Here is a 23,216-nt window from a genome sequence, read left to right on the forward strand (position 1 = left end):
CACATCATGCGCACAACCCCCAAGCGGCGCACCGCACTCGCGGCACTGGTCGCCGCTGCCGCCATCGGCGCTCCCGCTCTCTCCGCACACGCCGTGACCGGCCCCGCCGAGACGGACAACACGCGCGGCTTCACTGCCCGCCTCGACATCGGCGACGGCGCCAAGGCGTGCAGCGCCGCCCTGATCGACGCGGAGTGGCTGATCACCGCCGCCTCCTGCTTCGCCGACAACCCCGGCGAGTCGGTCAAGGTCCCCGCCGGCGCTCCCAAGCTGGCCACCAAGGCCGTCATCGGCCGCACCGACCTGACCACGACCGCCGGTGCGGAGCGCACCGTGGTCAAGCTCGTCCCCCGCGACGACCGGGACGTGGTGCTGGCCAAGCTGTCCGCGCCGGTCGCGAACGTCCGCCCCGCCCAGATCGCCACCGCGCCCGCCCAGGCCAGTGAGAAGCTGACGCTGACCGGCTACGGCCGCACCAAGGACGAGTGGGCACCCCTCAAGGCGCACAACGGGACCTTCACTGCGACCGCCCCGAACGGCAGCGACGTGGAGGTCGCCGGCGACAACGCCGCGATCTGCGCCGGGGACGGCGGTGCTCCCCTCTTCCGTACCGCCGGAGACATCGCCCAGATCGTCTCGGTGGCCTCCCGCTCCGATCAGGGCGGCTGCTTCGGCATCGATGCGGCGCAGACGTCCACCAAGGGCGTCGCCACCCGCACCGACGACCTCGCCGCCTGGGTGGACTCCACCGTCAAGGCCGCCCCGGTCGTCGACTTCAACGGGGACGGCGTCGAGGACATCGCCATCGGTGATCCCAAGGCGACGGTCGGCGGCAACGCCGAGGCCGGCGCGGTACGCGTGGTCTACGGCGGCGGGAAGGGCAATGCCCAGTTCGACCAGAGCCTGTCCTCGGTGCCGGGTGCGGCGGAGGCCGGGGACCGCTTCGGCCAGTCGCTGGCCACGGTGGACTACAACGAGGACGGTTACACCGACCTCGTCGTCGGTGTCCCGTACGAGGATGCCGGGTCGGTCGCGGACGCCGGCATGGTGTCCGTCATCTACGGCTCCGCCGGAGGGCTGGGCAAGGGCCGTGCCGCCGAGGACTTCGTGCAGGGCCAGGGCAATGGCGCGCTGAAGGCGTCGGCCAACGAGAAGGGCGACATGCTCGGCCACTCCGTGGCGGCCGGGCAGACCCGGGATGGGGAACCGTTCATCGTAATTGGTGATCCGGGTGAGGCCATCGGTGCCAAGGAGGACGCGGGCAACGTCTTCTACGTGCGTGGCGGCACCAACGTGTCCCTGACCCAGGAGGCCGGCATGTCCGGCGGCCTGGAGGCCGGCGACAAGGTCGGCTGGTCCGTGGCCGCCGATGCGAACAACATCGCCATCGGCGCGCCGGGCGAGGACATCGACAAGGCCGTCGACGCCGGTGCCGTGTGGGTGCTGTCGCACAAGCGCGGAGCGGACGGCAAGCCGGCGCAGCGCGCGAACATCAACCAGAACGCCGACAATGTCTCCGGCGGCTCCGAGAACGGCGACGCCTTCGGCACCTCCGTCGCCCTCGTGGAGAACGGCCCCAACGGCGACTCCATCCTCGCCGCCGGCGCCCCGGGCGAGTCGGTCACCAACGCGAACAAGGTGGACGTGAAGAACGCCGGCACCGTGTTCACGTTCAAGATCCCCGCGTCCGGCGGCTGGTCGCAGTACCAGGTGATCAACCAGGACCAGCCGGACGTCATCGGAGGCATCGAGACGGGCGACCGCTTCGGCGAGACGCTCCAGGCGGTCAACCTGTCCCCCAGGACCGCTCCCACCTGGCAGACGCTCCAGCTCGTCGTGGGGGCTCCCGGTGAGACCCAGGGCTCCGTGGCCGCCGCGGGCGCGGTGCACACCATGACCCTCCTCGGCACTCCCGGCCCGCACAACGACGTCCTGTACGCCGGACACAACGGCCTCCCGGGCACGCCGGGCGCCGGCCAGCGCATCGGCCAGGCCATCGGCGTCTCCCCGACCCACATCTACGTCGGGATGCCGACCGGCCCGAACGCGCAGGGTGCGGCGTACGCGGTGCCGTGGCAGAACGTCACCTCCCACGACGCCTCTGGCGCCGATCAGCCGGTGACGGTGTATCAGCCGGGCAAGGACGGCATCCCGTCCGGCGGCAAGGCGTTCGGAGCTACGATCCGGTAAGGCACCCCACCTCGGCTGAGCCGAGCAGAACGCGGGCCCGCCCTCCGCAAGGAGGGCGGGCCCGTATACATGTGCCGACTCGTGGCCGAATGTGCCGTCAGTCGCGCCTACGGACGTGGGGCCTCGGCGGGACGCCGGAGGCCGGCGACCGGGGCTCCGAGTGCGTAGTGCACGTAGGTGTGGATCAACTGGAATCCGCACTTCGCGGCCAAGTGGCGGCTGGGGTGGTTGTCGCGGGAGCAGCTCCACGACGGAATGCAGCCGCGGGAGGCGATGTCGGCGCAGAGTGCGCGGACGCAGGCGGATGCCAGGCCCCGGCCGCGCTCGTCGGGCAGGGTGGCCACGGCGATGTCCTCATAGCGGCTGCCGGCGAAGAGGGTACAGGCGAGGGAGACCAGACGCCGGTCGCGGAAGGCGCCCCAGCCGTGGCCGGACGCGGCGAGCCCGGCCGGGCCGCCCCAGCCGGCGGCGATCCAGGCGAGGTCCGGTCCGAGGGCCCGTACGGCCGGTGCGTCAGCGGGCACCAGGGGGCGAATGGTCGCCGCAGGGGCCGGCCGGGCGGCAGGCACCGGATCGCCGTAAGCCCAGATCATGCGCTCCCAGGGGACGATCCGTTCGAATGCACTGCCGAGTAGGGGCAGGAAGCGGTCCGGGGTGGCGACGTAGCAGTGGGCGAGCGGCGCGAGGTCCCCGGGGTCTGTCGCGCACGGGTCGCCGGCCAGGATCGCGTAACCGGCACAGGAGACGGCTGCTGCCCGGGGGCGCAGCGGGTGGTCGGCCCACCATGTGCCCAGTCCCGTGCGGGCGACGTGCTCGGGAAGGGCTCCCACGCCTGGGCGACCGGCCGGGAACCACGGCTGCCGGGCCCGGACGCCCGGCGCTGTGCGGAGGACATGCTCGTTCGGCATGACGGCTCCCGAGAACCCGAGGGGCGGGCGGTGCCACACCGCCCGCCCCTGTGGTGACAGCCTGCGGTCAGTTGCAGGCCTTGCTGCCGTGGTTGGCCTTCTTCTTGCGGCGTGATCGCTTCTTGCGGGCGCGCTTGGACATCGGGTGTCGTTCCTTCTTTCGGTAGCGGAATGCTGGGTGTTATTGAGGTCAGGCCGTGCGGGCGACCAGCTGGTCGGCGAGCTTGCTCAGCCGGCGGACCGTCCGGTCCTCCATGGCGACGGGAGCCGCCGGGGACAGAGCAGTGCCGTCGTAGTAGGCACCCGGGACGACCTCGACGGCTGGGTCGCACAGCCTGACCACGCGCTCGGCGCCCTGCACGGCGGAGTCGCCTTCATGGGCGTACAGCGGCAGCAGGGCGGTGTCGCAGACGCCGGGGTGCACGCTGACCGACGTCCAGGGCGCCTTCTCCCGGGCGAAGACGGTCAGCGCGAGCTGCGACTGGGCGTAGGCGGCGAGGCGGGAGTAGCGCTTGGCCCGCTGGGGGTCGTTCCAGGAGATGGACGCCGTGCGGTGCATCGAGGACGACACGTTGACCACACGGCTGCCCGGGCGGGCGCCGAGCGGGCCGGCGAGTTCGTGGGTGAGGAGGTAGGCGGCCAGGAAGTTGACCTGGAAGGAGAGCTCGTTGCCGTCGGCGGTCACGGTACGCCGCTCGGGCGCGGCGACGGCCGCGTTGTTGACCAGCACGTCGAGGACAGGGTGTTCCTCGGCGACGCGAGCGGCCATGGCACGCACCTCGTCCAGCCGGGAGAAGTCGGCGACGACCAGGCGCAGTCGCAGAACGTCCGCGCCCGCCGCGACCAGCCGGGCGACGGCGTCGTCGCCCGAGGCCTGGTCGGGGGCGTGGACGATGACCGTGTCCCCCCGGCCGGCGAGCAGCCGGGCGGTCTCCCAGCCGATGCCGGAGGTGGCACCGGTGACCAGAACGGTCCTGGAAGCGGGCGAGACAGCAGAAGACATGGGAATCCACTCCGGGAATCAGGTAATGCGGCAGTGACCCGTCGTCAGGTGGGCTGCCGTGCGAGCAAAGGCGACGTCAGCGACTGCGCACGCGAAGGTGCACGCGGACGGGCCGGGTGAGGTGCGACGCCAGCACGATGGTGCTCAGCACCGTCGCGGTGTCGTGGAGGAGACGTGCGCTCAGCGCACGGGGAGTGAACAGCGCGCAGTGCCGGACAGCGCCGTATGAGGCGGCCGGTCGTCGTGGCGCAGATGGCTGTTCACGGGCTCCATCCAAGGAGCCCCGGCGACCTCTCGCAAGCGACGCACCGTATCCCTGACGCCGCCCTGACGCGCGCCGCCACCTGGGCGCACAACCGGCCCTGAATGGCGTGATACCCGGTATATGCGATTTATGGTCGATCGGTGATCAACGTGACGGAGCTTCTGAAGCGGCTGGCCCTCGGCCGGGCGATGCGCAGTGAGGAACTGCACGAGACGCTGCTGCCGAAGCGGCTGGCCCTGCCAATCTTCGCCTCCGACCCGCTCTCGTCGGTCGCCTACGCCACGCAGGAGATCCTCCTCGTGCTCACTCTGGGCGGCATGGCGTATCTGCACTTCACTCCGTGGATCGCGGTTGCGGTCGTGGCGCTGATGACGGTGGTGGTGCTCTCGTACCGCCAGGTGGTACACGCCTACCCGAGTGGTGGCGGCTCGTACGAGGTCGCCTCGACCAACCTCGGCGCCTCTGCCGGGCTGGTGGTCGCGGCGTCACTGCTGGTCGACTACGTGATGACGGTGGCGGTGTCGGTCGCCTCGGGCGTGGACAACATCATCTCGGCCGTACCCGAGCTCTCCGGGCACCGAGTGCTCATGGCGATCGGCTTCGTCGTCCTGCTGACCGGCATGAACCTGCGGGGCACTCGCGAGTCGGGGCGCGCCTTCGCGGCACCGACCTACCTCTTCATCACCGGCGTACTGATCATGGTGATCACCGGCCTCTTCCGGTATCTGGTCGGCGACGCCCCAGTCTCCGAGAGCGCCCGGTACGGCGTCGAGGCGGAGCCGGCGGACGCGAATCTGGCGGGCTTCGCCCTGATCATGCTGTGTCTGAGGGCCTTCTCCAGCGGCTGTACCGCGCTGACGGGCGTGGAGGCGATCTCCAATGGCGTACCGGCCTTCCGTAAACCGAAGTCGAAGAACGCCGCGACCACGATGGCCGTCATGGGCGCGATCGCAGTGGCTATGTTCTCGGGGGTCACCGCACTCGCACTCATCGCGAAGGTGCACATTGTCGAGGACCCCTGTCGGCTCATCGGCCTCACGGGCGACTGCTCCGAGTACACCCAGCGCACCGTCATCGCCCAGCTGGCCTCCTCCGTCTTCGGCGGCGAGAACAGCTTCGGCTTCTACTACGTCCAGGCCGCCACCGCCCTGGTGCTGATCCTGGCCGCGAACACCGCCTTCAACGGCTTCCCGCTGCTCGCCGACATCCTCGCCCAGCACCGCTATCTGCCGCGTCAGCTGCACAACCGCGGCGACCGGCTCGCTTTCTCCAACGGCATCATCGCCCTGGCCCTCGCCGCCGGACTGCTCCTGTGGTTCTACAAAGCGGACGTCACCAGCCTCATCCACCTCTACATCCTCGGCGTGTTCACCTCCTTCACCCTCTCCCAGACGGGCATGGTCCGGCACTGGAACCGCGAACTACGCACCCAGCCCGATCCTGCGGTGCGCCGTCAGGCGCAGGTGGCGCGGGTCATCAACGCCGTCGGTGCGGTAGTCACCGGCTTGGTGCTGGTGATCGTGCTGGCCACCAAGTTCACCCAGGGAGCCTGGCTGGCCGTCCTCGCGGCGGTGGTTCTGTGGCTGGTGATGCGCGCGATCCGCCGCCACTACGACGTCACTGCCGCCGAACTCGCGGTCACCGACCCCAAGGCCGAACTCGTCCGTCCCTCCAAGGTGACGGCCATCGTCCTGATCTCCAAGATCCACAAACCGACGCTACGGGCCCTCGCCTACGCCCGTGCCTTCAAACCCGACCATCTGGAGGCGCTCACTGTGGCCGTCGAGAAAGGGGAGACTCTCGACCTGGAACGGCAGTGGGAGGACCTCGACGTCGACGTCCCCCTGAAAGTCATCGACTCCCCCTACCGCGAGATCACCCGCCCGGTCGTGGAGTACATCCGCTCCATCCAGCGCTCCAGCCCCCGGGACGTGGTCGGCGTCTTCATCCCCGAATACGTCGTCGGCCGCTGGTGGGAACACCTGTTGCACAACCAGTCCGCCCTCTGGCTCAAGAGCCGCCTGCTCTTCACCCCCGGCGTCATGGTCACCAGCGTCCCCTGGCAACTCACCTCCTCGGCCCGCGCCGACCACCCCGCCCGCCGCGCCCCCGGCTCCGTCCGCCGCGGCGAACCCCCACCACAGCACCGGCATCCCACCGCCCAGTGAACGGAGTCGAGCTGTTCCTGCTGGGACACGCCCACGCCCTCGTGCTCGGCTGCAGTCTCGAGGCCGTCATCAGCCTGCACGCCGCCGTGCGGCATTCCGGGCAGATCCATACCCTCATCGCCCACGAGGACATGCCGGCCATTCAGCGGCCTGCTCCGGGCAGCTGCGCTGCGGCCACCCGGTGGGGCAGGTTGCGGCAGGCGCTGCCGCCTTTGCACTCCACTGCACGGGGTCTGATATTTGCCTTTGCAGGCACGCTTCCGCCCCTCACGATGCCTGGGTGTCCATCCGTCTATCACGGCTCTCGGGGGCCGCATCGGCGGCCCAGCACGGCACGCATTCCGAACCGGACTGCGAGACCGTCCCCTGTCAGCCCTCAGCCGGCAGGCCCTCCCCCAATGGCCGCCCGTCCGCTCCCGGTTGACCGAGACCCTGGAGGGCAGCGCCACGGCGCTGTGGGTCTCGATCGCCAGCCGCGGCGGCGTCGGTCGCCGACGCGATCTCGTCGCTCATGTCCTCCAGCACGTCGCTGGCATGGTCGATGACGCGCTCCTGGGCCTCGTTGAGGGCGTACAGCAGCGCGTACATCACGCCGTGCGCGCCTCGGCCAGGTGCGGAAGCCGCCGCAACCGTGCGAGGGCCTGTCGAACGGAGCGAAGGGCGTCTGCGGCTGGAGGGTGACGAGCATGTCCTGGCCGAGCGCGAAGACCAGCCGTTCGCGCCGGATGCTCTCACCCCTGCCTCCAGCGCGCGCCCAGCCACCTTCGAGTGCCGCGTGTCACGATGGCCGGGCGATGCCCGGCTGCCCACGGGGAAGTTCTCCGGACCCCGTGGTGTTGATGCTCGCACCAGTCTTCGACGCACAGCGACAGGAGTGGACCACCGCAATGCCCAGCACACCCGCCACCCAGCCCACCGCGCAGATCGGCGTCACCGGGCTCGCCGTCATGGGCAGCAATCTCGCCCGCAACTTCGCGCGCCACGGCCACACCGTCGCCGTCCACAACCGCACCGCCGCCAAGACCAAGGCGCTCATCGACCAGCACGGGCACGAGGGGGACTTCGTTCCCGCCGAGACCGCCGAGGAGTTCGTCGCCTCGCTCCAGAAGCCCCGGCGCATCATCGTCATGGTCAAGGCCGGCCAGGCCACGGACGCCGTCATCGACGAGTTCGCGCCGCTCCTCGACGAGGGCGACGTCATCATCGACGGCGGCAACGCGCACTTCGAGGACACCCGGCGCCGCGAGAAGGCCCTGCGCGAGAAGGGCATCCACTTCGTCGGCGCCGGCATCTCCGGCGGCGAGGAAGGTGCCCTCAACGGGCCCTCCATCATGCCCGGCGGATCGGCCGAGTCGTACAAGTCGCTCGGGCCCCTCCTCGAGTCCATCTCCGCCAAGGCCGCCGACGGCTCCCCCTGCTGCACCCACGTCGGCCCCGACGGCGCCGGACACTTCGTCAAGATGGTGCACAACGGCATCGAGTACGCCGACATGCAGCTGATCGCCGAGGCGTACGACCTGCTGCGCACGGTCGGCGGCTTCGAGCCGGGGCGGATCGCCGAGACGTTCCGGACATGGAACACCGGGCGGCTGGACTCGTACCTCATCGAGATCACCGCCGAGGTCCTCGCGCACACCGACGCCGCCACCGGGCGGCCGTTCGTGGACGTGGTGGCCGACGAGGCCGAGCAGAAGGGCACCGGGCGGTGGACCGTGCAGACCGCCCTGGACCTCGGGGTTCCGGTCTCCGGCATCGCCGAGGCCGTGTTCGCGCGGTCCGTCTCGGGCCACCGGGACCTGCGCACGGCGGCGCGGGCGCTGCCCGGCCCCGGCGCCGAGCCGCTCACCCCCGAGGCGGCCGAGGAGTTCGCGGCCCAGGTCGAGGAGGCGCTGTACGCGTCGAAGGTCGTCTCCTACGCCCAGGGCTGGAACATGATCTCCAAGGCGAGCGCCGAGTACGGCTGGCACATCGACCTGGGGGCGATGGCCGCCATCTGGCGGGGCGGCTGCATCATCCGGGCGGCCTTCCTGGACCGCATCCGCGCCGCGTTCGCCGCCGACCCCGGCCTGCCCACCCTGCTGGCCGACAAGGACTTCGCCGACGAGGTCGGGCGGGCCCAGGACGCCTGGCGCGCGGTCGTCGCGACGGCCGTCCGCCACGGCGTGCCCACGCCGGGCTTCTCCGCCGCCCTCGCCTACTACGACGCCCTGCGCGCCGAGCGCCTGCCCGCCGCGCTGACCCAGGGCCAGCGCGACTACTTCGGCGCCCACACCTACCGGCGCACCGACCGCGAGGGCTCCTTCCACACCCTCTGGAGCGGGGACCGCAGCGAGGAGAAGACCGCCTGAGCCTACGGCTGCGTCTCGTCCGCCTCCTTGATGTCGGATATCAGCTTCGTGCTCAGGTCGGACTGCACGCTCAGGTACGTGTACGTGGGCTTGGCCTCGTCGCCCCAGGCCAGCCGGACGCGCGTCCAGGTGTGCCCGGCGCCGCTGTTGTCGTAGGTCACCCGCCAGGCGTGCGGGGTGTTCTGTGCGCGGAACACCCCGTCCGCCCCGTTCTGCCGCTCCCAGTCCGCCAGGCGCGCCCGGAACTCCTTGGTCAGGAAGCGGGCGTGCAGGGCGGTGGACAGGGCCGGGTCGGGGGTGCCCGTACGGGCGTCGACGTACGCGGCGTAGAAGGCGGCCACCCGGTCGACGGCGGACGTCGGGCTGCCCTCGTGGTCGCGGGCGGACGCCGATGAGCCGGCCCCCTCGGCGGGGGCGCGCGGGCCGGCCGCGAACGCGCCGGTGGACACGGTCAGCGCGGCCAGGACGGCGAGCGCCGCCCCCGCGCGCCAGGTGGTGGTACGGAACGTCATGGGCTTCCCCCCAATCGCAGGGTGCCGCTCACGGCACCGGACTCCGCTGGTTCATCTTGTAGAGCGGACGAGTTACCCGGAAGGGTTCCCTCTATGCCTTGGTCTTCCTCTGTTCGGCTGCCGGTGGGACTGGGCATGGTTCCGGCGCACAGGAACGGATCGTTCCGATGGAGAAGAACGAAAGGTACCCGCCGCATGCGCCGTCTGCTCGTCGCCTCCCTCTCCCTCGTCCTGGCCGCTGTCGCCCTCGGTGCCGCTCCGCCCGCCCTGGCGGCGGCCGGCGGCCCACCCGATCCGGTGGTGTTCGTGCACGGCGCCAACGCGGGTCCGGGCGTCTGGGGCGAGATGCGCGCCGACTTCCTGCGCGCCGGGTACCCCGCCGACCGGCTCGCGGCCTGGTCGTACGACACGCGGCAGTCGACGAACGAGGTGCTGGCCGGCCGGCTGTCCGCCTACGTCGACCAGGTGCTCGCCCGCACCGGGGCCTCGCGCGTGGACTTCGTCACGCACAGCCTGGGCGGGCTGCCCTCCCGCTGGTACGTCACGTTCGGCGGCGGGGCCGACAAGGTCGCGCACTGGGTGTCGCTGGCGGGCCCCAACCACGGTACGCACACGGCCTGGGCGTGCGCGCTGGTGAACCAGGGCTGCCGGGACATGACGCCCGGCTCGTACGTCCTCAAGCGGCTCAACGCCGGGGACGAGACCCCCGGCGCGACCCGCTACGGGACGTGGTGGTCGCCGTGCGACGAGGCGGTGGCCCCGGTCTCGAGCACCGCGCTCGAAGGCGCCGTCAACTCTCGTGCCGACACCTGTCCCACGCACAACGGGCTGCTGACCGACGACACGGTCTCCCGGCAGGTCCGCGCGTTCCTGGCGCGGACCTGATGCTCAGGCGGCCGCAGCTCTGACGCTCAGTCCGGCGCGACCCCGGCCGCCGGCAGCGAGACGACCATGGTCAGCCCGCCGCCCGGCGTGTCCTCGGGGGTCAGCGTGCCGCCCATGGCCTCGGTCAGGCCCCGGGAGAGGGCCAGGCCCAGGCCGAGGCCCGTGGTGTTGTCGGTGTCGCCGAGCCGCTGGAAGGGCGCGAAGGCCCGTTCCCGGTCGGCGGCGCGGATCCCGGGGCCCCGGTCGACGACCCGGAGCTCGACGCGCGAGGCCAGGACGCTGGCGGCCACCGTGACGGGACGGCCGGGCGGCGAGTGCCGGGTGGCGTTGGCCACCAGGTTGGCGATGACCCGCTCGAGCAGCGGCGGGTCCGCCAGCACGTCCGGCACGTGCTCCAGGTCCTGGGCCGCGATGCGGCAGGGCGGCGGCTCCGGCAGGCTGTCCAGGGCGGGCGGCAGCACCTCGGCGAGCGCGGTGGGCTGCAGGTGCAGGGTCAGGGCGCCGGCCTGGATCCGGCTCATGTCGAGGAGGTTGTCGACCAGCCGGTTGAGCTTGGCCATCGACTCCTCGGCGGTGACCAGCAGTTCCTCCTTGTCCTCGTCGGAGAAGCGCACGTCCCGGCTGCGCAGCGAGCTGATGGCCGCCCAGCCGCTGGCGAGCGGGGTGCGCAGGTCGTGGCTGACGGCGGCGAGCAGCGCGGTGCGCATGCGGTCGGCGGCCCTGACGGGCTCGACCTCGGCGGCGGCCTCGGCCAGGCGGGCGCGTTCCACGGCGGCGGTCAGGTGGGCTGCGAAGGCGACGAGCACGCGGCGTTCGGTGGCCGGCAGGTCACGGCCGCGCAGGACGAGCTCCTGGTCCGCTCCCACCGGCACCTTGATCTCCGTGCTCGCGTCGCCCTCCGCCGCCCGCCCGGCCCGTACGGCCGTGCCGTCCGGCCCGCGCGGGCGCAGTTCGGCGGATTCCATGCCGAAGGTCTCGCGGGTGCGTTCCAGCAGGACGGGCACGTCCTGTTCGCCCCGCAGGATGCCGCCGGCCAGGGAGGACAGCGTCTCGGCTTCGGCCGTGGCGCGGGCCGCCCGGCGGCTGAGCCGCAGCGAACGGTCCACGACCGCCGCGACGATCACGGCGACGAGGGCGAAGACGACCAGGGCGAGGACGTTGTTGGTCTCGGCGATGGTGAACCGCCCGGAGGGCGGGATGAAGTAGTAGTTGAGCAGGAGCGAGGCCGTCACGGAGGCCAGCAGCGCGGAGACCACCCCGCCGATCGAGGCCACCCCGACGACGGCCATCAGGAAGATCAGCGCCTCGCTGGTGAGGTTGAGGTTGAGCGCCTCGGCGACCCGCTGCCGCCGCAGCAGCATGGTCAGCAGGACGGGCAGCGCCAGCCCGGCCACGGGGCCGCCGAGCCTGCGGGTGAGCGACAGGTCGCGGCCCGGCACGGGCCGGTGCCGGCCCCGGCCGGCCCGTTCGTGGGTGACCAGGTGGACATCGATGTCACCGGACGACTCGACCACCGACTCCCCCACGCCGCGCGAGTTCAGCAGGCGCAGCAGGCGGCCGCGCCGGCTGACGCCGACGACGAGCTGGGTGGCGTTCTCGGCGCGGGCGAACTCCAGCAGTGCCATGGGGACGTGGTCGCCGACGACGGTGTGGTAGCTGCCGCCCAGGCTCTCGACGAGCTGCCGCTGCCTGGCCAGCGCGGCCGGTGAGGCGCCGGCGAGCCCGTCGCTGCGGGCGACGTGGACGGCCAGCAGGTCGCCTCCGGAGGAGCGGGCGGCGATGCGGGCGGCGCGGCGGATGAGGGTCTCGCCCTCGGGGCCGCCGGTGATGCCGGCGACGACGCGTTCGCGGGTCTCCCACACGCCCCCTATGCCGTGCTCGGCGCGGTAGCGCTGCAGGGTCTCGTCGACGCGTTCGGCGACCCACAGCAGGGCCAGTTCGCGCAGGGCGGTGAGGTTGCCGACCCGGAAGTAGTGCGAGAGGGCGGCGTCGATCTTCTCGGGGGCGTAGATGTTGCCGTGTGCCATGCGGCGGCGCAGCGCCTCGGGGGCCATGTCGACGAGCTCGATCTGGTGGGCCCGCCGGACGACGTCGTCCGGCACGGTCTCGCGCTGCGGAACGCCGGTGATCTTCTCGACGACGTCGTTGAGGGATTCCAGATGCTGGATGTTGACGGTGGTGACGACGTCGATGCCGGCGGCGAGCAGTTCCTCGATGTCCTGCCAGCGCTTGGGGTGGCGCAGGCCGGGCACGTTGGTGTGGGCCAGTTCGTCGATGAGGGCCACGTCCGGGCGGCGTTCGAGGACGGCGGCGAGGTCGAGTTCGGTGAACTCCATGTCCCGGTAGGTGCGGCGCACCCGCGGCAGGACCTCCAGTCCCTCGAGCATCTCCTCGGTGTGCGGGCGGTGGTGGCACTCGGCGTAGGCCACCACGACGTCGGTGCCGCGCAGGGCCCGGCGCCACCCCTCGTCCAGCATCCGGTAGGTCTTGCCGACTCCGGGGGCGGCGCCGAGGAGGACCTTCAGCCTGCCGGTGCGCCTGCCCGGCGCGTCGGGCGGAGCGCTGGCCTGGGCCATGGGGCTGCTCCTTGTGTGTCAGGGGGCGGCTGCACGCCGCCCGGCGGCGTGTGGGATTTCATGACCCATCGTCATATCGTCCGGGCGGAAGTCGGCAGGTCGGGGCCTGACGTTGACGCGTTTCTGACTCGGCGGGCCGGTGGGGCCCGGCAGGTCAGCGGGGGTGGGGCGGTGCCCCGCCCCCGCTGTGCACATCCGTCTCAGGTGTGCCGCTCCGGCTCAGCCGTGCCGCGTGTCCACGACGGTCCGCAGCTTGCCGGTGGCCGGGGTGCGGGCGAGGTCCGCGCCGGGCACCGTTTCGACGGTGAGGTCGAGCAGGCGCTCGTCGACGGCCGAGCGCAGTTCGGGGTAGCCGGCCAGGAAGGCCTCGCGGGCGTTCGCCGGTGCCGCCCCGGCCGTGCCCTCCATGCGGACGGTCAGTGCCTCCCGCGGGCCGGCGTTGCCCAGGACGACCTGGAGCTCGCCGCTGTGGCCCAGGCTCTCCTGCGCGATGGCGGTGAAGCGGCGGTAGTTGAGGAAGTACGTCGCCACCCGCATCACGTCGCCGAGCCTGCCGAGCAGTTCGAAGCGCGGGGCGTGGCTGCCGCAGGGGCAGCGGCCGGGCAGGGCGCGGCCGAGGTCGCCGATGACGTAGCGGCCGAGGTCCTGGCCGCGCCGGGCGTGGGTGGTGAAGACCAGGCGGCCGGTCTCGCCGGGCGGCACCGGGCGGTCGTCCTCGGGGTCGAGGATCTCCAGGCTGTGCAGGTCGGCGTGCAGGTGGTGGACGCCGCCGGTGCTCTCGGTGCACTGGTAGCCGAGCGGGCCCAGGTCGGTGCTGCCGTAGGTGATGGAGCGGACGGTCTCGATGCCGAAGGTCTCGGCGAGGGTGCGGCGCTGTTCGGCGGTGAAGTGCTCGCCGCCGTAGAAGATCTTGCGGATGCCGCCGTAGGAGCGCAGCAGGTCCGCCTGCTCGTGCAGGAGCTGCCACAGGTAGGAGGGCATGCCGAAGAGGGTGTCCACCTCGTACGCGACGATCGCCTCGGCGGTGGCCCGGTGGTCGGTGCTCGCCGAGATCGGCATCTGGACGCCGCCCAGCCGCTCCAGGATGGAGAAGAAGCTGATGAAGCCGCCGTACATGCCGCCGCAGTAGAAGAGGTTGGCGGTGCGGTCGCGCGCCGGGTCGTAGCCGGCGGCGATCAGGCCGCGGGCGGCGGCGTGCATCTGGGTGTCGTAGTCGTCGTAGGTGAACAGGGACAGGGCGGGCGCGCCGGTGCTGCCGCCGCTGCGGAAGTACAGCTCGGCGTCGCGCCGGTCGACGTCGCGGTTGAGTTCCTGGACGGCGGCCTTGTCCCGCAGCGGGCCGCTCGGCGGCGGGAAGGCGACGGGGTGCGCGAGGTCGTCGAGGCAGGCGGTGGTGGTGAAGCGCTCGTCGGCCTGGACGGCGACGCGGCGGCTGTAGCGCTGCAGGGCGTAGACGCCGTCGTGCGGCTCGCCCGGGTAGCTGGCCAGCATGGAGCCGACGGGCGTGACGCGGGTGGCGCCCGCCGCCAGGGCCAGGCGGGAGAGTTCGGCGATGTCGGTGCGGCCGCCGGCCACGCCCGCGGTCTGCAGGTAGCGGCGCATGGGGCGCAGGGTGGCGATCATGCGCTTGCGGGGCAGCGGCTTGACCCACACGCTGCGGTGCAGCGGGGAGGCGGTGAGCGCGGGCCGGGTGTCGGCCATGACGCGCCAGGAGCCGTCGGGCGCGGTGATGACGCGGGTCAGGCCCAGGTGTTCCTCGAGGCGGGCGATGAGCTCGGTGGTGGTGAGCTCGGCCTCCTCGGCCGGGTCGGGCGCGTCACCGGACGGCTCGGCCGGGGGCATGGCGGCCAGCGCGGTCGCGAGCCGTTCGGCGAAGGCGAAGACCTCCTGCTCGTCCTCGGTGTCGAGGTAGACCACCTGCGGGCTGGAACAGGCCTGCTGCTCGTGCAGGCAGACGTCGGCCGCCAGGGCGGCGAGGACCCGCTCGTCCCGCCAGGCGTCGGGCGCGAGGTAGGCGAAGGAGATCTTGTGGCCCCATTCGACCAGGCGGCAGCCGGCCGGTACGTGGGCGGCGACGCCCTCGACGGCGGCCTCGCCGCCCCAGACGGCGACGGCGTCGGCAGGTGCGCACATCAGGCGCAGCCACTCCTGCCGGGAGGAGGAGAAGCGCAGCACGATCACGCGCTCGGCGATGGCTCCGCTCTCGTCCAGCGCGGCCAGTTCGGCGAGCAGGTGCTGGGCGAGGAGGGTGTCGGCGCTGCTGGTCTTGAGGACGTTGACGTTGCCGGCGAGCAGGCCCTCGACGAGGCTGAGGGGGGCGACGGTGGCGGCGTTTCCGGGGGCGATGTGGGCGACGAGGCCGACCGGTGCCCAGGCCTCGTAGACGGTCTCCTTGGCGTCGGGGCGGTTCAGCCGCTGCGGGGTGGTGCCGCCGAGCTCGCGGCGGAGCTTGCGGGTCAGTTCGGGGCGGCTGAGGAACGTGCCGAGTTCGGCGAGGACGGTGGCGTCCTCGCCCTCCGGCAGGTGCGCGGCGAGGCGCTGGTGGGTGGGGTGCGCGGGGTCGCGCAGTGCGGCCGCCAGCTTGTCGCAGGCGACCAGGAGGGTCTCGGTCTCCAGGGGGCTCGCCAGTGCCGCCTCGACGGCAGCGGGCAGGCCGGTCAGTCGTCGGCCGGCCTCCTCGTCGTCGATGAAGGCGCCCTGCCAGTAGTGGTGCCGGTGCGTGGTCCCGTTCGTCACGACATGCCCTTCATCAGTTCGGCGGCGGCCACCGCGCAGCTCTTGTTGCGGCTCACTCCGGCACGGCCGTGGACGGTGAACCAGTCGGTATCCAGTTCGCAGCCGCACTCCTCGCCGGGGTGCAGGGAGGCGAGGTCGCCCATGACGACGCTCTGCGCCGGTACGGAGGTGATGTACGGCGAGACCAGGTGCAGGTAGCCGCGCTCGCCGTAGGGCAGTGGCTCCAGGGTGCGGGTGGAGCGGATGAACACGCGGGACCAGACGGGGGCGTGGAGGTTGTGGTGCGAGCACTCGATGTAGGGGATGCAGTGCTCGACGGAGCCGAAGGTGTCACGGATCCGCTCGGAGGGGATGCCGAGCTGTTCGGTGACGCGGTCGTAGAGCTCGTGCTTGCCGATCTGCCGGTCGGCGTGGCCCTTCCAGCCGCCGCCGAGGACGACGAGCGAGCCCTCGGGCAGCCGCAGGGGCGGCAGGCCCATCGCGCTCATCCGCTCCAGGGTGAACCACAGGAACGCGGGGAAGCCCAGGATGCGTACCGGGGCGTCCTCCTCGGCGAAGCGGCGCAGCGCGGCGACGCAGCCGAAGGGGTCGAACTCGTGGCCGCTGCCGGTGTTGCGCAGCGCGTACTCCACCTGGCGGGCGGGAGCGAAGTCGCACAGGTAGTTGTCGGTGAAGGCGGTGCCCAGCTTGAGGTCGCGGGCGGGTTCGTAGCTGTAGAGGAGGTAGTTGACCTCCTGGTCGGGGGTGATCCAGCCGTTGCGCTCGAAGATGCGGGCGACCATGCGCTGGGCGGAGCGGATCGTCCACTCGTCGAAGAACATCTGCGACTTCTGGCCGGTGGTGCCGGAGGAGGTCAGGTGCAGGTGGACGTCGTCGCGGGGGATGGACAGCACTTCGTGGCGCTTGAAGAAGTTGGCGTGCACCAGCGGCGCGTCGTAGGGCGTCGTCCGGGCGCGCTCGTCACTGTGCAGGCCGCGGAAGAACGGCGAGCGGTCCGCGTGCCAGGAGTTGATCTCCGCCATGGCGGCGGCGAACAGCTCCTCCTCGGCGGGGCCGCAGGCGTAGGGGTCGCTCAGGTCGCACAGCCGCTGCACGTGGGGCAGCAGGGCCGCGTCGGGCACGCCGACCGGGGCGAGATGGGGGTTGACGGGGGTCATGAGGCAACCTCGAGTGTGGGCAGGTAGGTCGACGCCCAGGCGGACGCGTAGGCGTCCAGGTAGGGCTGGAGCGTTTCGTCGACGACCACGCCGCGGAAGTCGATCTGTTCGGCGGTGCGGGACATCACGACGTAGTCGTGGAAGCCGTCGCCGTCGGTCTGCGGGCGCATCGCCGGGTAGAGGGCGCTGGGGATGAAGCCCTGGGCGAGGAAGGCGGAGAGCATGGTGTGCTCGGTCAGCGGCAGCAGCGCCTCGACGTAGCCGGCGCCGGCCCGGGTGAGGGTCCGGGTGATCGCCTCCAGGCAGTCGGCGGCGACGGCGGGGGCGGGGTGGGCGGCGACCAGGGCGCAGTAGCGTCCGGTGCGGTTGAGGTAGGCGTACACCTCGAAGCGGTCGTCGTCCGGCACCAGCAGGGTGTTGGGGGTGTGCAGCGGGTAGAACCAGTGCTCGGCGTCGGGGAAGCGGTCGTGGAAGCGGCGGCGGACGAAGCCGGGCGCCTCGATCATCTCCAGCCGTGCCGCCGGCGTGCTCGGCGGCACGGGAGCCGGGGCGGTGACGGCCGTCCGCGCGTAGCTGATGCCGAGGTTCCGTTCGACGGTGCGCAGCAGCGGGGCGAGCGGGGTGGGCACTTCGGGGACGGGGATGCGGCGGTCCAGGACACCCGCCGAGTGACGCGCGTAGAGTGCGAGGCTTTCGCGGCTGTTGAGATCCACGGCGTTGGGCAGGATGCCCAGCGGCCGGAAGCCGTTGCGGGCCACGACGCGCTGCGGGCCGGCGCTGACGGTGCGGACGGTGGCGTACACCGAGTCCAGGCGGCCGTCGCCGAGCATCCGCGCGCACAGTTCCTCGGTCAGCGCCCCGGCCAGGCCGGCGGCCCGGTGGTCGGGGTGGACGGCCAGCCCTTCGAGGCGGCCGGTGCGGCTGCCCGCCTCGCTGTGGATGGCCGCCGATCCGCCCAGGCCGCCGGTGCGCGGGCACCGGGCGACGAGCCACAGCGAGTGCGGGTCCGCGATGAGGCGGGACATCTCGGCGGGGTCGGTGCCGAGGGCCACGGGGTAGTGCGGGCCGTAGACGGCGTAGTACAGCTGGCGCAGGTCGGCGATGTCGGCGGGGGTGGCCGCCTCGATCACGGGGGTCATCGCGCTCCTCCGGCGGTCACGGGCTCGGGGGCGGGGGCGGAGGCGGGGGCCTCGGTGGTGTCGTCCTGGGGCGTGCGGTCGCGCAGCAGGGCCAGCGCGCAGGCGGCGGGCACCAGGCCGGCGGCCTGGATCAGGCAGAGGGTCTGCGCGGACAGGTGGTCGCCCAGCACGCCGAAGAGCAGCGAGGCCAGCGGGAACGTGGCGCCCAGCACGGCCTGCATCACGGCGAAGAAGCCGGGCTTGTCGGCGGCGGGCACCAGCCGCTGGAACAGCGCCACGAAGCGGACCCCGATCACGCCCACGCACCAGCCGGCCGCCACCAGGCAGCCCGAGATCGCCGGGCGCGCGGCCACGAACCCGGGCACGGCGAACGCGGCCGCCATGACGCCCAGGAGGCAGGCACCGAGCACGGTGGGACGGCCGGGCACGCGGGCACCGGTGAACGAGCCGATCAGCGTGCCGACGCCCAGCGACGCCTCCAGCAGGGCGACGGTCGAACCGCCCTGGCCGAGCACCGACTTGGTGTAGAGCGGGATGACGACGAAGACGGCGGTGGTGAAGAGGTTGGCGGCGGTGAAGCAGAGCAGGATCCGCCGCACGTAGGGCAGGTCGGCCAGGATCCGGCGCAGCGTCCGCCGCTCGGCGGGGGCCGCGGATTGGATCTCGGCCGCGCCGGTGTCCGCTGTGGCGCCGGTGTCCGCCGCGGTGGTCGCGTCGACGCCGGGCGTCCGGAAGCGGACGGTGGCGATGAGCACGGCGGCCGTCACATAGGCGGCGGCGCAGCCCACGGCGAGCCCCGCGACGCCCGCCCGGTCGACGATCAGTGCGCCGAGCAGCGCTCCGCCGAGGCTCGCCAGCGACTGGGTGGACAGCTCGAAGCCTGTGGCGGCCTCGATGTCCTCGTCGTCGACGAGTTCGGGCACGGAGGTGGTCAGGCAGGGGTCGAAGAACGCCTGGCAGGTGGCGAGCGCCAGCGTCGCGGCGTACGCAGCCGCGAGCGGCAGGTCGGAGGCGTACGCCCAGCCGGCCAGGGCCGTGGCCGCGGCGCCCGCGCCGCCGGCGGCGGCACGCAGCACGGAACGGTGCGCGAAGCGGGTGACGGCGCGTGCCACGACGGGCGCCAGCGCCACGGCGGGCAGGGTGCTGACGGCCATGAACAGGCCCGAGGCGAGGCCGCGTCCGCTCGCGACGGCGTAGGCCACCAGCCACCAGGAGACCCCGACCTGGAACATCCGTACCGCGGCCTGGGTCAGTACCTGGCCCAGCCATACGGTCCCGAACGCCCGGTTGCGCAGCACGAGCGGCAGCCGGCGGCCTTCGCCGGCCGCCGGGAGGGAGGCGGTCATGACGTGGGCCTCTCGTCGATGACGCGGACGAGCTTGCCGGAGCGGGAGTTGACGACGAGGTCGCTGTGGCGCGCCCACTCGACGGTCAGGGGGTGGACGTAACCGGCGTCGACGCTGTCGGGGTACAGCGGCCGGGCGGCGTTGAGCTCGGTGACGACGGCCTTGGCGAGCACCTCGAGGCCGGCGGGCTCGTCGTCGCCGGGCGCCGTGGCCAGGCGCAGCACGAGGCCGTCGCGGCCGTCCCAGCGGCGTACGACGAGCTGGGTGCCCATGACGCGGCCGTCGGTGTCGGCGGCGGCGACGGCGGCCAGCGCGTCCTGCGAGTACAGCGAGACGGGGCCCACGCGCACGCCTTCCTCGGCGCGGCCGAGGATGCGGAAGTGGCCGGCGGCGTAGTCGCTCCACTCGGCGCGGTCGCCTGCGGGGTAGCGGATGACGGGCATCAGCTTGCGGAAGAGCTGGGTGACCACGACGCGTCCGGGGCGGTCGGCCTCGCGGATGGTCTCGCCGGTCGTCTCGTCGACGATCTCTACGACGGTGTGCGGGGAGAACGCGCGGTGCAGGCGGGGGTCGGGGCCGGGTACGGGGCAGCCGAGGAGGCCGGCGTCGACGCTGGCGTAGCCCAGGGAGCGCGGCTCGGCGTTGGGGAAGGCGGCGGCCAGGAGCCGTCGCTGGTCGTCGAAGAGTGCTTCGCCGCCGAAGAACAGCAGTTCCACGTGCGGCAGCTGACGCCCGGTCGCGATCAGGTGCTCGGCGAGGCGGCACAGGGTCGTCGGGGTGCCGGCGACCACCTGGGCGGCGAAGTCCTCGAGCGTGGGGACCGTGGTCTCCAGCGGGGCCGCGCCGCCGATCGGCAGCCGGACGTTGTCGACGGGGGCGTGGGCGAGGGAGTCGAGAATGAACAGGAAGCTGGCGTAGAGCTCCCCGGCGTAGAAGAGGTCGGCCACCCGGTGGCCGGGGCGCAGCCCGGCCTCGACCAGGCCCTGGCCGAAGGCAGTAACGAACTCCCGCCATTCCTCGCGGGTGTAGCAGGAGAACTTCGGCGCGCCGGTGGTGCCGCCGGTCTTGTAGACGACGGCCTCGCCGAGCGGGGCGGTCAGGACCCGGTTGTCGTGGAGCGTGTTCGCCTGCCAGAAAGCGCTCTGGTCGACGACGGGGAGGTCGTCGAGGCGGTCGGCGCCGGGCGGTAGATCGGCGTAGAGCTCCGAGTAGAAGGGGGAGTTGTGGCGGGCATAACGTATGAGGTCCGATAGCGGATGAACGGACATGCGGCCTTTGCCTAGGTGATACGGGACAGGGCTGAGGACTTTGCGGCACGGCAATGCGTGGCGAGGGAGGGGGTTCACTCGCCACGTGCCCGTGCTGGTTCTGGTCGTTCCGCGGGATGTGTGCGGCGCACTCCGCACTCCCGACGTCGCTCCGGCGTCGCGTCCGACGCTCGTTCACGAGGGAACGCCGAAAAAGATATCGCAAAATCCCCGCTTCCCTGAACATCTGTCAGGTGAACGTGGCCAAAAACCTTTGTTTCTTCGGTGCGGGGTGGGGGCGGGGTTCAGGCTCCCAGGCCCGCGTCACGCGCCAGGAGTGCCGCCTGGACGCGGTTCTCGCACTCCAGCTTGGCGAGGATCCGACTGACGTACGTCTTCACTGTGGCCTCGCTCATATGGAGCCGTCGGCCGGCGTCGGCGTTGGACAGCCCCTCGCCGAGCAGGCCCAGCACCTCGCGCTCGCGCTCGCCGAGGACGTCCACCCGCTGCCGGGCCTCCTCGGCGCGGCTCGCGGCGGCGCCGCCGGCCAGGGAGTCGACCACATGGCGGGTGGCCGCGGGCGAGAGATACGCGTCGCCCGCCGCGGCCGCCCGTACCGCCCCGATCAGCTCCCCGGGCGCCGAGTCCTTCAGCAGGAACCCGGCCCCGCCCTGGCGCAGGGCCCGCAGGACGTTGTCGCGCTCGCCGAAGGTGGTCAGGATCAGCGCACGGACGCCGGGCACCGAGCGGGCGAGCTCGCCCAGTGCCGTGAGGCCGTCCATGACCGGCATCCTGATGTCGAGCAGCGCCACGTCCACCCGGTGCCGCCGCGCCAGCTCGACCGCCTCGCGTCCGTTCGCCGCCTCGGCCACCACCTCGATGTCCTCGGCCGAGGTGAGGATCATCCTGATGCCCGCCCGGATGAGCGGCTCGTCGTCGGCGATGAGGACGCGGATCACCTGGTGCACTCCTGCTGTGTGGTCGCGATGCGGCGTGCGCTAGTTCTTGACGTGGAACTCGCGCTTCTCGGACAGTTTCCCGTCCTTGAAGCAGAAGCGGTAAACGATGTCGGTCGTCAGCCCTCGCGAGGTGTCGCTGGACAGCAGGGAGAGGCAGCTGGTACCGGCCGGGTCGGCGGGCAGCTTGTCCTTGATGTCGGCGGTGAGGAAGGACTCGCCCGAGGGCAGCTTCTCGCGCACCTGCCGTTCGGGGTCGCCGGTGTGCACCGACTCGTAGACGCTGGGGTCGATCACGGCTTTGTCCGTCTCGTCGACGATCATCCCTATGCCGAAGACGGCCGCCACGGCCAGCACCACCAGGATCAGCAGGCCGACCCCGCAGCCGATGAGACAGCCGTTTCGCTTCTTCGTGCCCATGATGTCCTTGAACTCCTCGCGAGGATCCAGCCGGTCGATGACCGGTCCACCGTCGCCCGGAGTGCCCTGCTGCGTCTGCTCGCGAAAGTCGTCGGCCGCATCGACGAAGGTCGACGTCCTACGGGCCTCCCGCGCCTCGGCCGAGTCGTACGGCAGCATCCCGGCGAGCCGGAAGCCGCCGCCCTGGGCGGGCCCGGTGAAGATCATGCCGCCGACGAGCCGGGCCCGCTCGCGCAGCCCTGTCAGGCCCTGGCCGCCGCTGACCGCGTCCCTGGGCGGCGCCGGGCGCGAGGTCTCGGGTACCGGCCCGTTCGCGACCTCGACCAGCAGCGAGTCCGGCTCGTAGCGCAGGTTGACGGCGATGGGCGCGCCCGGGGCGTGTTTGGCCGCGTTGGTGAGCCCCTCCTGCACGATGCGGTATCCGGTGTGGTCGGCGGCGGGGGCGAGGGGGCGGACGTCGCCGGACCGCTCGAGGCTCACCCGCAGGCCGGCCGCCACCGCCGCGTCGACCAGCTCCTCGATGCCGGCCATCACCCTGGAGACCGGCTGCTCCTCCTCGGGCGTGCCGTCCTTGAGGATGCCGACGACCTCGCGCAGCTCCTGCATGGCCGCCACCGAGGCCTCGCGCAGCACGCCGACCGCCTCCCGCTGGCGCCCGGTCAGCTCCCGGTCCACCTCCAGGGCGCCGGTCTGCACGGCGATCAGGGCCAGCTGGTGCCCCAGACTGTCGTGCATGTCCTGCGCGATGCGCTGCCGCTCGCGCATCCGCGCCTGCCCGGCGACCATCTCGCGCTCGCGCAGCAGCTGGATGTTGCGCAGCTGCAGGGTGCGCAACAGGGTGCGGCGCTGGGTCCAGTAGCGGTTGGCCAGGCCCGGGACGACGGCGGCCACCAGGAAGAACAGGACGTTGAAGACCAGGACCAGCAGGGCCGACTGGCGGGCGAGGAAGAAGGAGAGCGCCACGAAGGACACGAAGGAGAGGCTGAAGGCCAGCAGCGCTCGCAGCACTCCGTCGATCCTGCGGCCGGCGGACCACCCGGCCGCCGCCAGCAGCAGCGCCGCGCCGCCCTCGCTGACCCCGGCCAGGACCCCGGCCGCGATCAGCACGGTCGCCGGAAGCGCCCGCCGCGCCATCGAGAGCACCCCGACACCCAGCCCGACCGCCACCATCCGCGGCCAGCCGAACCCGCTCTCCGCCCACGCCGCGAGCAGCCCGAGCACGACGGCGAACGCGCTCTCCCCGACCAGCCGCCGCCGGGACCACTCCTCCGGCGCGGCCAGCCGTCGCCACAGCTCACGGCCCCACGATGTCGCAATCACACCGGAACCATAGACAGCCCCGCCCGCCCGGCACATTCAC

At 72.2% G+C, this 23,216-nt stretch carries 17 protein-coding genes; 4 read left to right on the top strand and 13 right to left on the bottom strand.

Translation table 11 applies throughout. The features are described 5' to 3' along the window. Nucleotides 1-6 precede the first annotated feature (6 nt). Nucleotides 7-2,190, top strand: coding sequence for a trypsin-like serine protease (locus tag ACIG36_RS06095; protein WP_399922715.1), 2,184 nt, complete (start codon nt 7-9; stop codon nt 2,188-2,190). A 107-nt stretch (nt 2,191-2,297) separates the two neighbouring features. Here ACIG36_RS06095 and ACIG36_RS06100 read toward each other — a convergent pair whose 3' ends face one another. The 3 genes from ACIG36_RS06100 to ACIG36_RS06110 form a co-directional block, all read right to left on the bottom strand. After that, entirely contained in the window at nt 2,298-3,098 is an 801-nt protein-coding gene (locus ACIG36_RS06100) for a GNAT family N-acetyltransferase (protein WP_399922717.1), read from the bottom strand. 67 nt (nt 3,099-3,165) lie between these two features. Then, on the bottom strand, nt 3,166-3,240 hold the full coding sequence (locus ACIG36_RS06105; RefSeq protein WP_399923961.1) for a 50S ribosomal protein bL37: 75 nt from the start codon (nt 3,238-3,240) through the stop codon (nt 3,166-3,168). A 48-nt stretch (nt 3,241-3,288) separates the two neighbouring features. Next, complete coding sequence (locus ACIG36_RS06110) at nt 3,289-4,101, bottom strand: SDR family NAD(P)-dependent oxidoreductase (RefSeq protein WP_399922720.1); 813 nt, start codon at nt 4,099-4,101, stop codon at nt 3,289-3,291. A gap of 453 nt (nt 4,102-4,554) precedes the next feature. Here ACIG36_RS06110 and ACIG36_RS06115 point away from each other — a divergent pair, with 453 nt between their 5' ends. Continuing rightward, nucleotides 4,555-6,534, top strand: coding sequence for an APC family permease (locus ACIG36_RS06115; RefSeq protein WP_399923965.1), 1,980 nt, complete (start codon nt 4,555-4,557; stop codon nt 6,532-6,534). A gap of 369 nt (nt 6,535-6,903) precedes the next feature. Here the strand turns inward: ACIG36_RS06115 and ACIG36_RS06120 are convergent, their stop codons facing one another. Continuing rightward, nucleotides 6,904-7,125: a hypothetical protein gene (locus ACIG36_RS06120; protein WP_399922723.1), complete on the bottom strand. Its 222-nt coding sequence runs from the start codon at nt 7,123-7,125 to the stop codon at nt 6,904-6,906. A 296-nt stretch (nt 7,126-7,421) separates the two neighbouring features. Here ACIG36_RS06120 and gndA point away from each other — a divergent pair, with 296 nt between their 5' ends. Continuing rightward, the gene (gndA, locus tag ACIG36_RS06125; RefSeq protein WP_399922726.1) at nt 7,422-8,882 is read left to right on the top strand and encodes an NADP-dependent phosphogluconate dehydrogenase; all 1,461 of its coding nucleotides are present in this window, start codon (nt 7,422-7,424) and stop codon (nt 8,880-8,882) included. Nucleotides 8,883-8,884: 2 nt separating this feature from the next. Here gndA and ACIG36_RS06130 read toward each other — a convergent pair whose 3' ends face one another. After that, the gene (locus tag ACIG36_RS06130; protein WP_399922729.1) at nt 8,885-9,394 is read right to left on the bottom strand and encodes a hypothetical protein; all 510 of its coding nucleotides are present in this window, start codon (nt 9,392-9,394) and stop codon (nt 8,885-8,887) included. A 195-nt stretch (nt 9,395-9,589) separates the two neighbouring features. On the opposite strand from ACIG36_RS06130, the gene ACIG36_RS06135 reads away from it, so the two are divergent. After that, on the top strand, nt 9,590-10,279 hold the full coding sequence (locus tag ACIG36_RS06135) for an esterase/lipase family protein (RefSeq protein WP_399922732.1): 690 nt from the start codon (nt 9,590-9,592) through the stop codon (nt 10,277-10,279). A 26-nt stretch (nt 10,280-10,305) separates the two neighbouring features. Here the strand turns inward: ACIG36_RS06135 and ACIG36_RS06140 are convergent, their stop codons facing one another. The 8 genes from ACIG36_RS06140 to ACIG36_RS06175 form a co-directional block, all read right to left on the bottom strand. Further along, the gene (locus ACIG36_RS06140; RefSeq protein WP_399922737.1) at nt 10,306-12,855 is read right to left on the bottom strand and encodes an ATP-binding protein; all 2,550 of its coding nucleotides are present in this window, start codon (nt 12,853-12,855) and stop codon (nt 10,306-10,308) included. Nucleotides 12,856-13,074: 219 nt separating this feature from the next. Next, nucleotides 13,075-15,591, bottom strand: coding sequence for an aldehyde dehydrogenase family protein (locus tag ACIG36_RS06145; RefSeq protein ID WP_399922740.1), 2,517 nt, complete (start codon nt 15,589-15,591; stop codon nt 13,075-13,077). Beyond that, the gene (locus ACIG36_RS06150) at nt 15,588-16,748 is read right to left on the bottom strand and encodes an acyl-protein synthase (protein WP_399922743.1); all 1,161 of its coding nucleotides are present in this window, start codon (nt 16,746-16,748) and stop codon (nt 15,588-15,590) included. Before ACIG36_RS06150 ends, ACIG36_RS06145 begins: the two co-directional genes overlap by 4 nt. Then, nucleotides 16,745-17,887, bottom strand: coding sequence for a GNAT family N-acetyltransferase (locus ACIG36_RS06155; protein ID WP_399922746.1), 1,143 nt, complete (start codon nt 17,885-17,887; stop codon nt 16,745-16,747). Before ACIG36_RS06155 ends, ACIG36_RS06150 begins: the two co-directional genes overlap by 4 nt. Further along, complete coding sequence (locus ACIG36_RS06160) at nt 17,884-19,233, bottom strand: MFS transporter (protein ID WP_399922749.1); 1,350 nt, start codon at nt 19,231-19,233, stop codon at nt 17,884-17,886. The genes ACIG36_RS06155 and ACIG36_RS06160 overlap by 4 nt, the downstream gene beginning before the upstream one ends. After that, nucleotides 19,230-20,501 (bottom strand): phenylacetate--CoA ligase family protein, encoded by a 1,272-nt coding sequence (locus tag ACIG36_RS06165; protein WP_399922752.1) that lies wholly within the window; start codon nt 20,499-20,501, stop codon nt 19,230-19,232. Before ACIG36_RS06165 ends, ACIG36_RS06160 begins: the two co-directional genes overlap by 4 nt. Before the next feature lie 284 nt (nt 20,502-20,785). Continuing rightward, nucleotides 20,786-21,439 carry a response regulator gene (locus tag ACIG36_RS06170; protein WP_399922755.1) on the bottom strand — a complete coding sequence of 218 codons (654 nt, stop codon included), beginning with the start codon at nt 21,437-21,439 and terminating at the stop codon, nt 20,786-20,788. A gap of 39 nt (nt 21,440-21,478) precedes the next feature. Further along, nucleotides 21,479-23,176 (bottom strand): sensor histidine kinase, encoded by a 1,698-nt coding sequence (locus ACIG36_RS06175; protein ID WP_399922758.1) that lies wholly within the window; start codon nt 23,174-23,176, stop codon nt 21,479-21,481. Nucleotides 23,177-23,216 lie beyond the last annotated feature (40 nt).

This window comes from Streptomyces sp. NPDC053048 (genome assembly GCF_044547045.1).
Classification (GTDB): Bacteria; Actinomycetota; Actinomycetes; order Streptomycetales; family Streptomycetaceae; genus Streptomyces.

What these genes read in the sequence shown, in the direction of transcription:
- ACIG36_RS06095 (WP_399922715.1), top strand. Translation starts at nt 7, where the DNA reads ATGCGCACAACCCCCAAGCGGCGCACCGCACTCGCGGCACTGGTCGCC.
- ACIG36_RS06100 (WP_399922717.1), bottom strand. Translation starts at nt 3,098, where the DNA reads ATGCCGAACGAGCATGTCCTCCGCACAGCGCCGGGCGTCCGGGCCCGG.
- ACIG36_RS06110 (WP_399922720.1), bottom strand. Translation starts at nt 4,101, where the DNA reads ATGTCTTCTGCTGTCTCGCCCGCTTCCAGGACCGTTCTGGTCACCGGT.
- ACIG36_RS06115 (WP_399923965.1), top strand. Translation starts at nt 4,555, where the DNA reads ATGCGCAGTGAGGAACTGCACGAGACGCTGCTGCCGAAGCGGCTGGCC.
- gndA (WP_399922726.1), top strand. Translation starts at nt 7,422, where the DNA reads ATGCCCAGCACACCCGCCACCCAGCCCACCGCGCAGATCGGCGTCACC.
- ACIG36_RS06130 (WP_399922729.1), bottom strand. Translation starts at nt 9,394, where the DNA reads ATGACGTTCCGTACCACCACCTGGCGCGCGGGGGCGGCGCTCGCCGTC.
- ACIG36_RS06135 (WP_399922732.1), top strand. Translation starts at nt 9,590, where the DNA reads ATGCGCCGTCTGCTCGTCGCCTCCCTCTCCCTCGTCCTGGCCGCTGTC.
- ACIG36_RS06140 (WP_399922737.1), bottom strand. Translation starts at nt 12,855, where the DNA reads ATGGCCCAGGCCAGCGCTCCGCCCGACGCGCCGGGCAGGCGCACCGGC.
- ACIG36_RS06150 (WP_399922743.1), bottom strand. Translation starts at nt 16,748, where the DNA reads ATGACCCCCGTCAACCCCCATCTCGCCCCGGTCGGCGTGCCCGACGCG.
- ACIG36_RS06155 (WP_399922746.1), bottom strand. Translation starts at nt 17,887, where the DNA reads ATGACCCCCGTGATCGAGGCGGCCACCCCCGCCGACATCGCCGACCTG.
- ACIG36_RS06160 (WP_399922749.1), bottom strand. Translation starts at nt 19,233, where the DNA reads ATGACCGCCTCCCTCCCGGCGGCCGGCGAAGGCCGCCGGCTGCCGCTC.
- ACIG36_RS06165 (WP_399922752.1), bottom strand. Translation starts at nt 20,501, where the DNA reads ATGTCCGTTCATCCGCTATCGGACCTCATACGTTATGCCCGCCACAAC.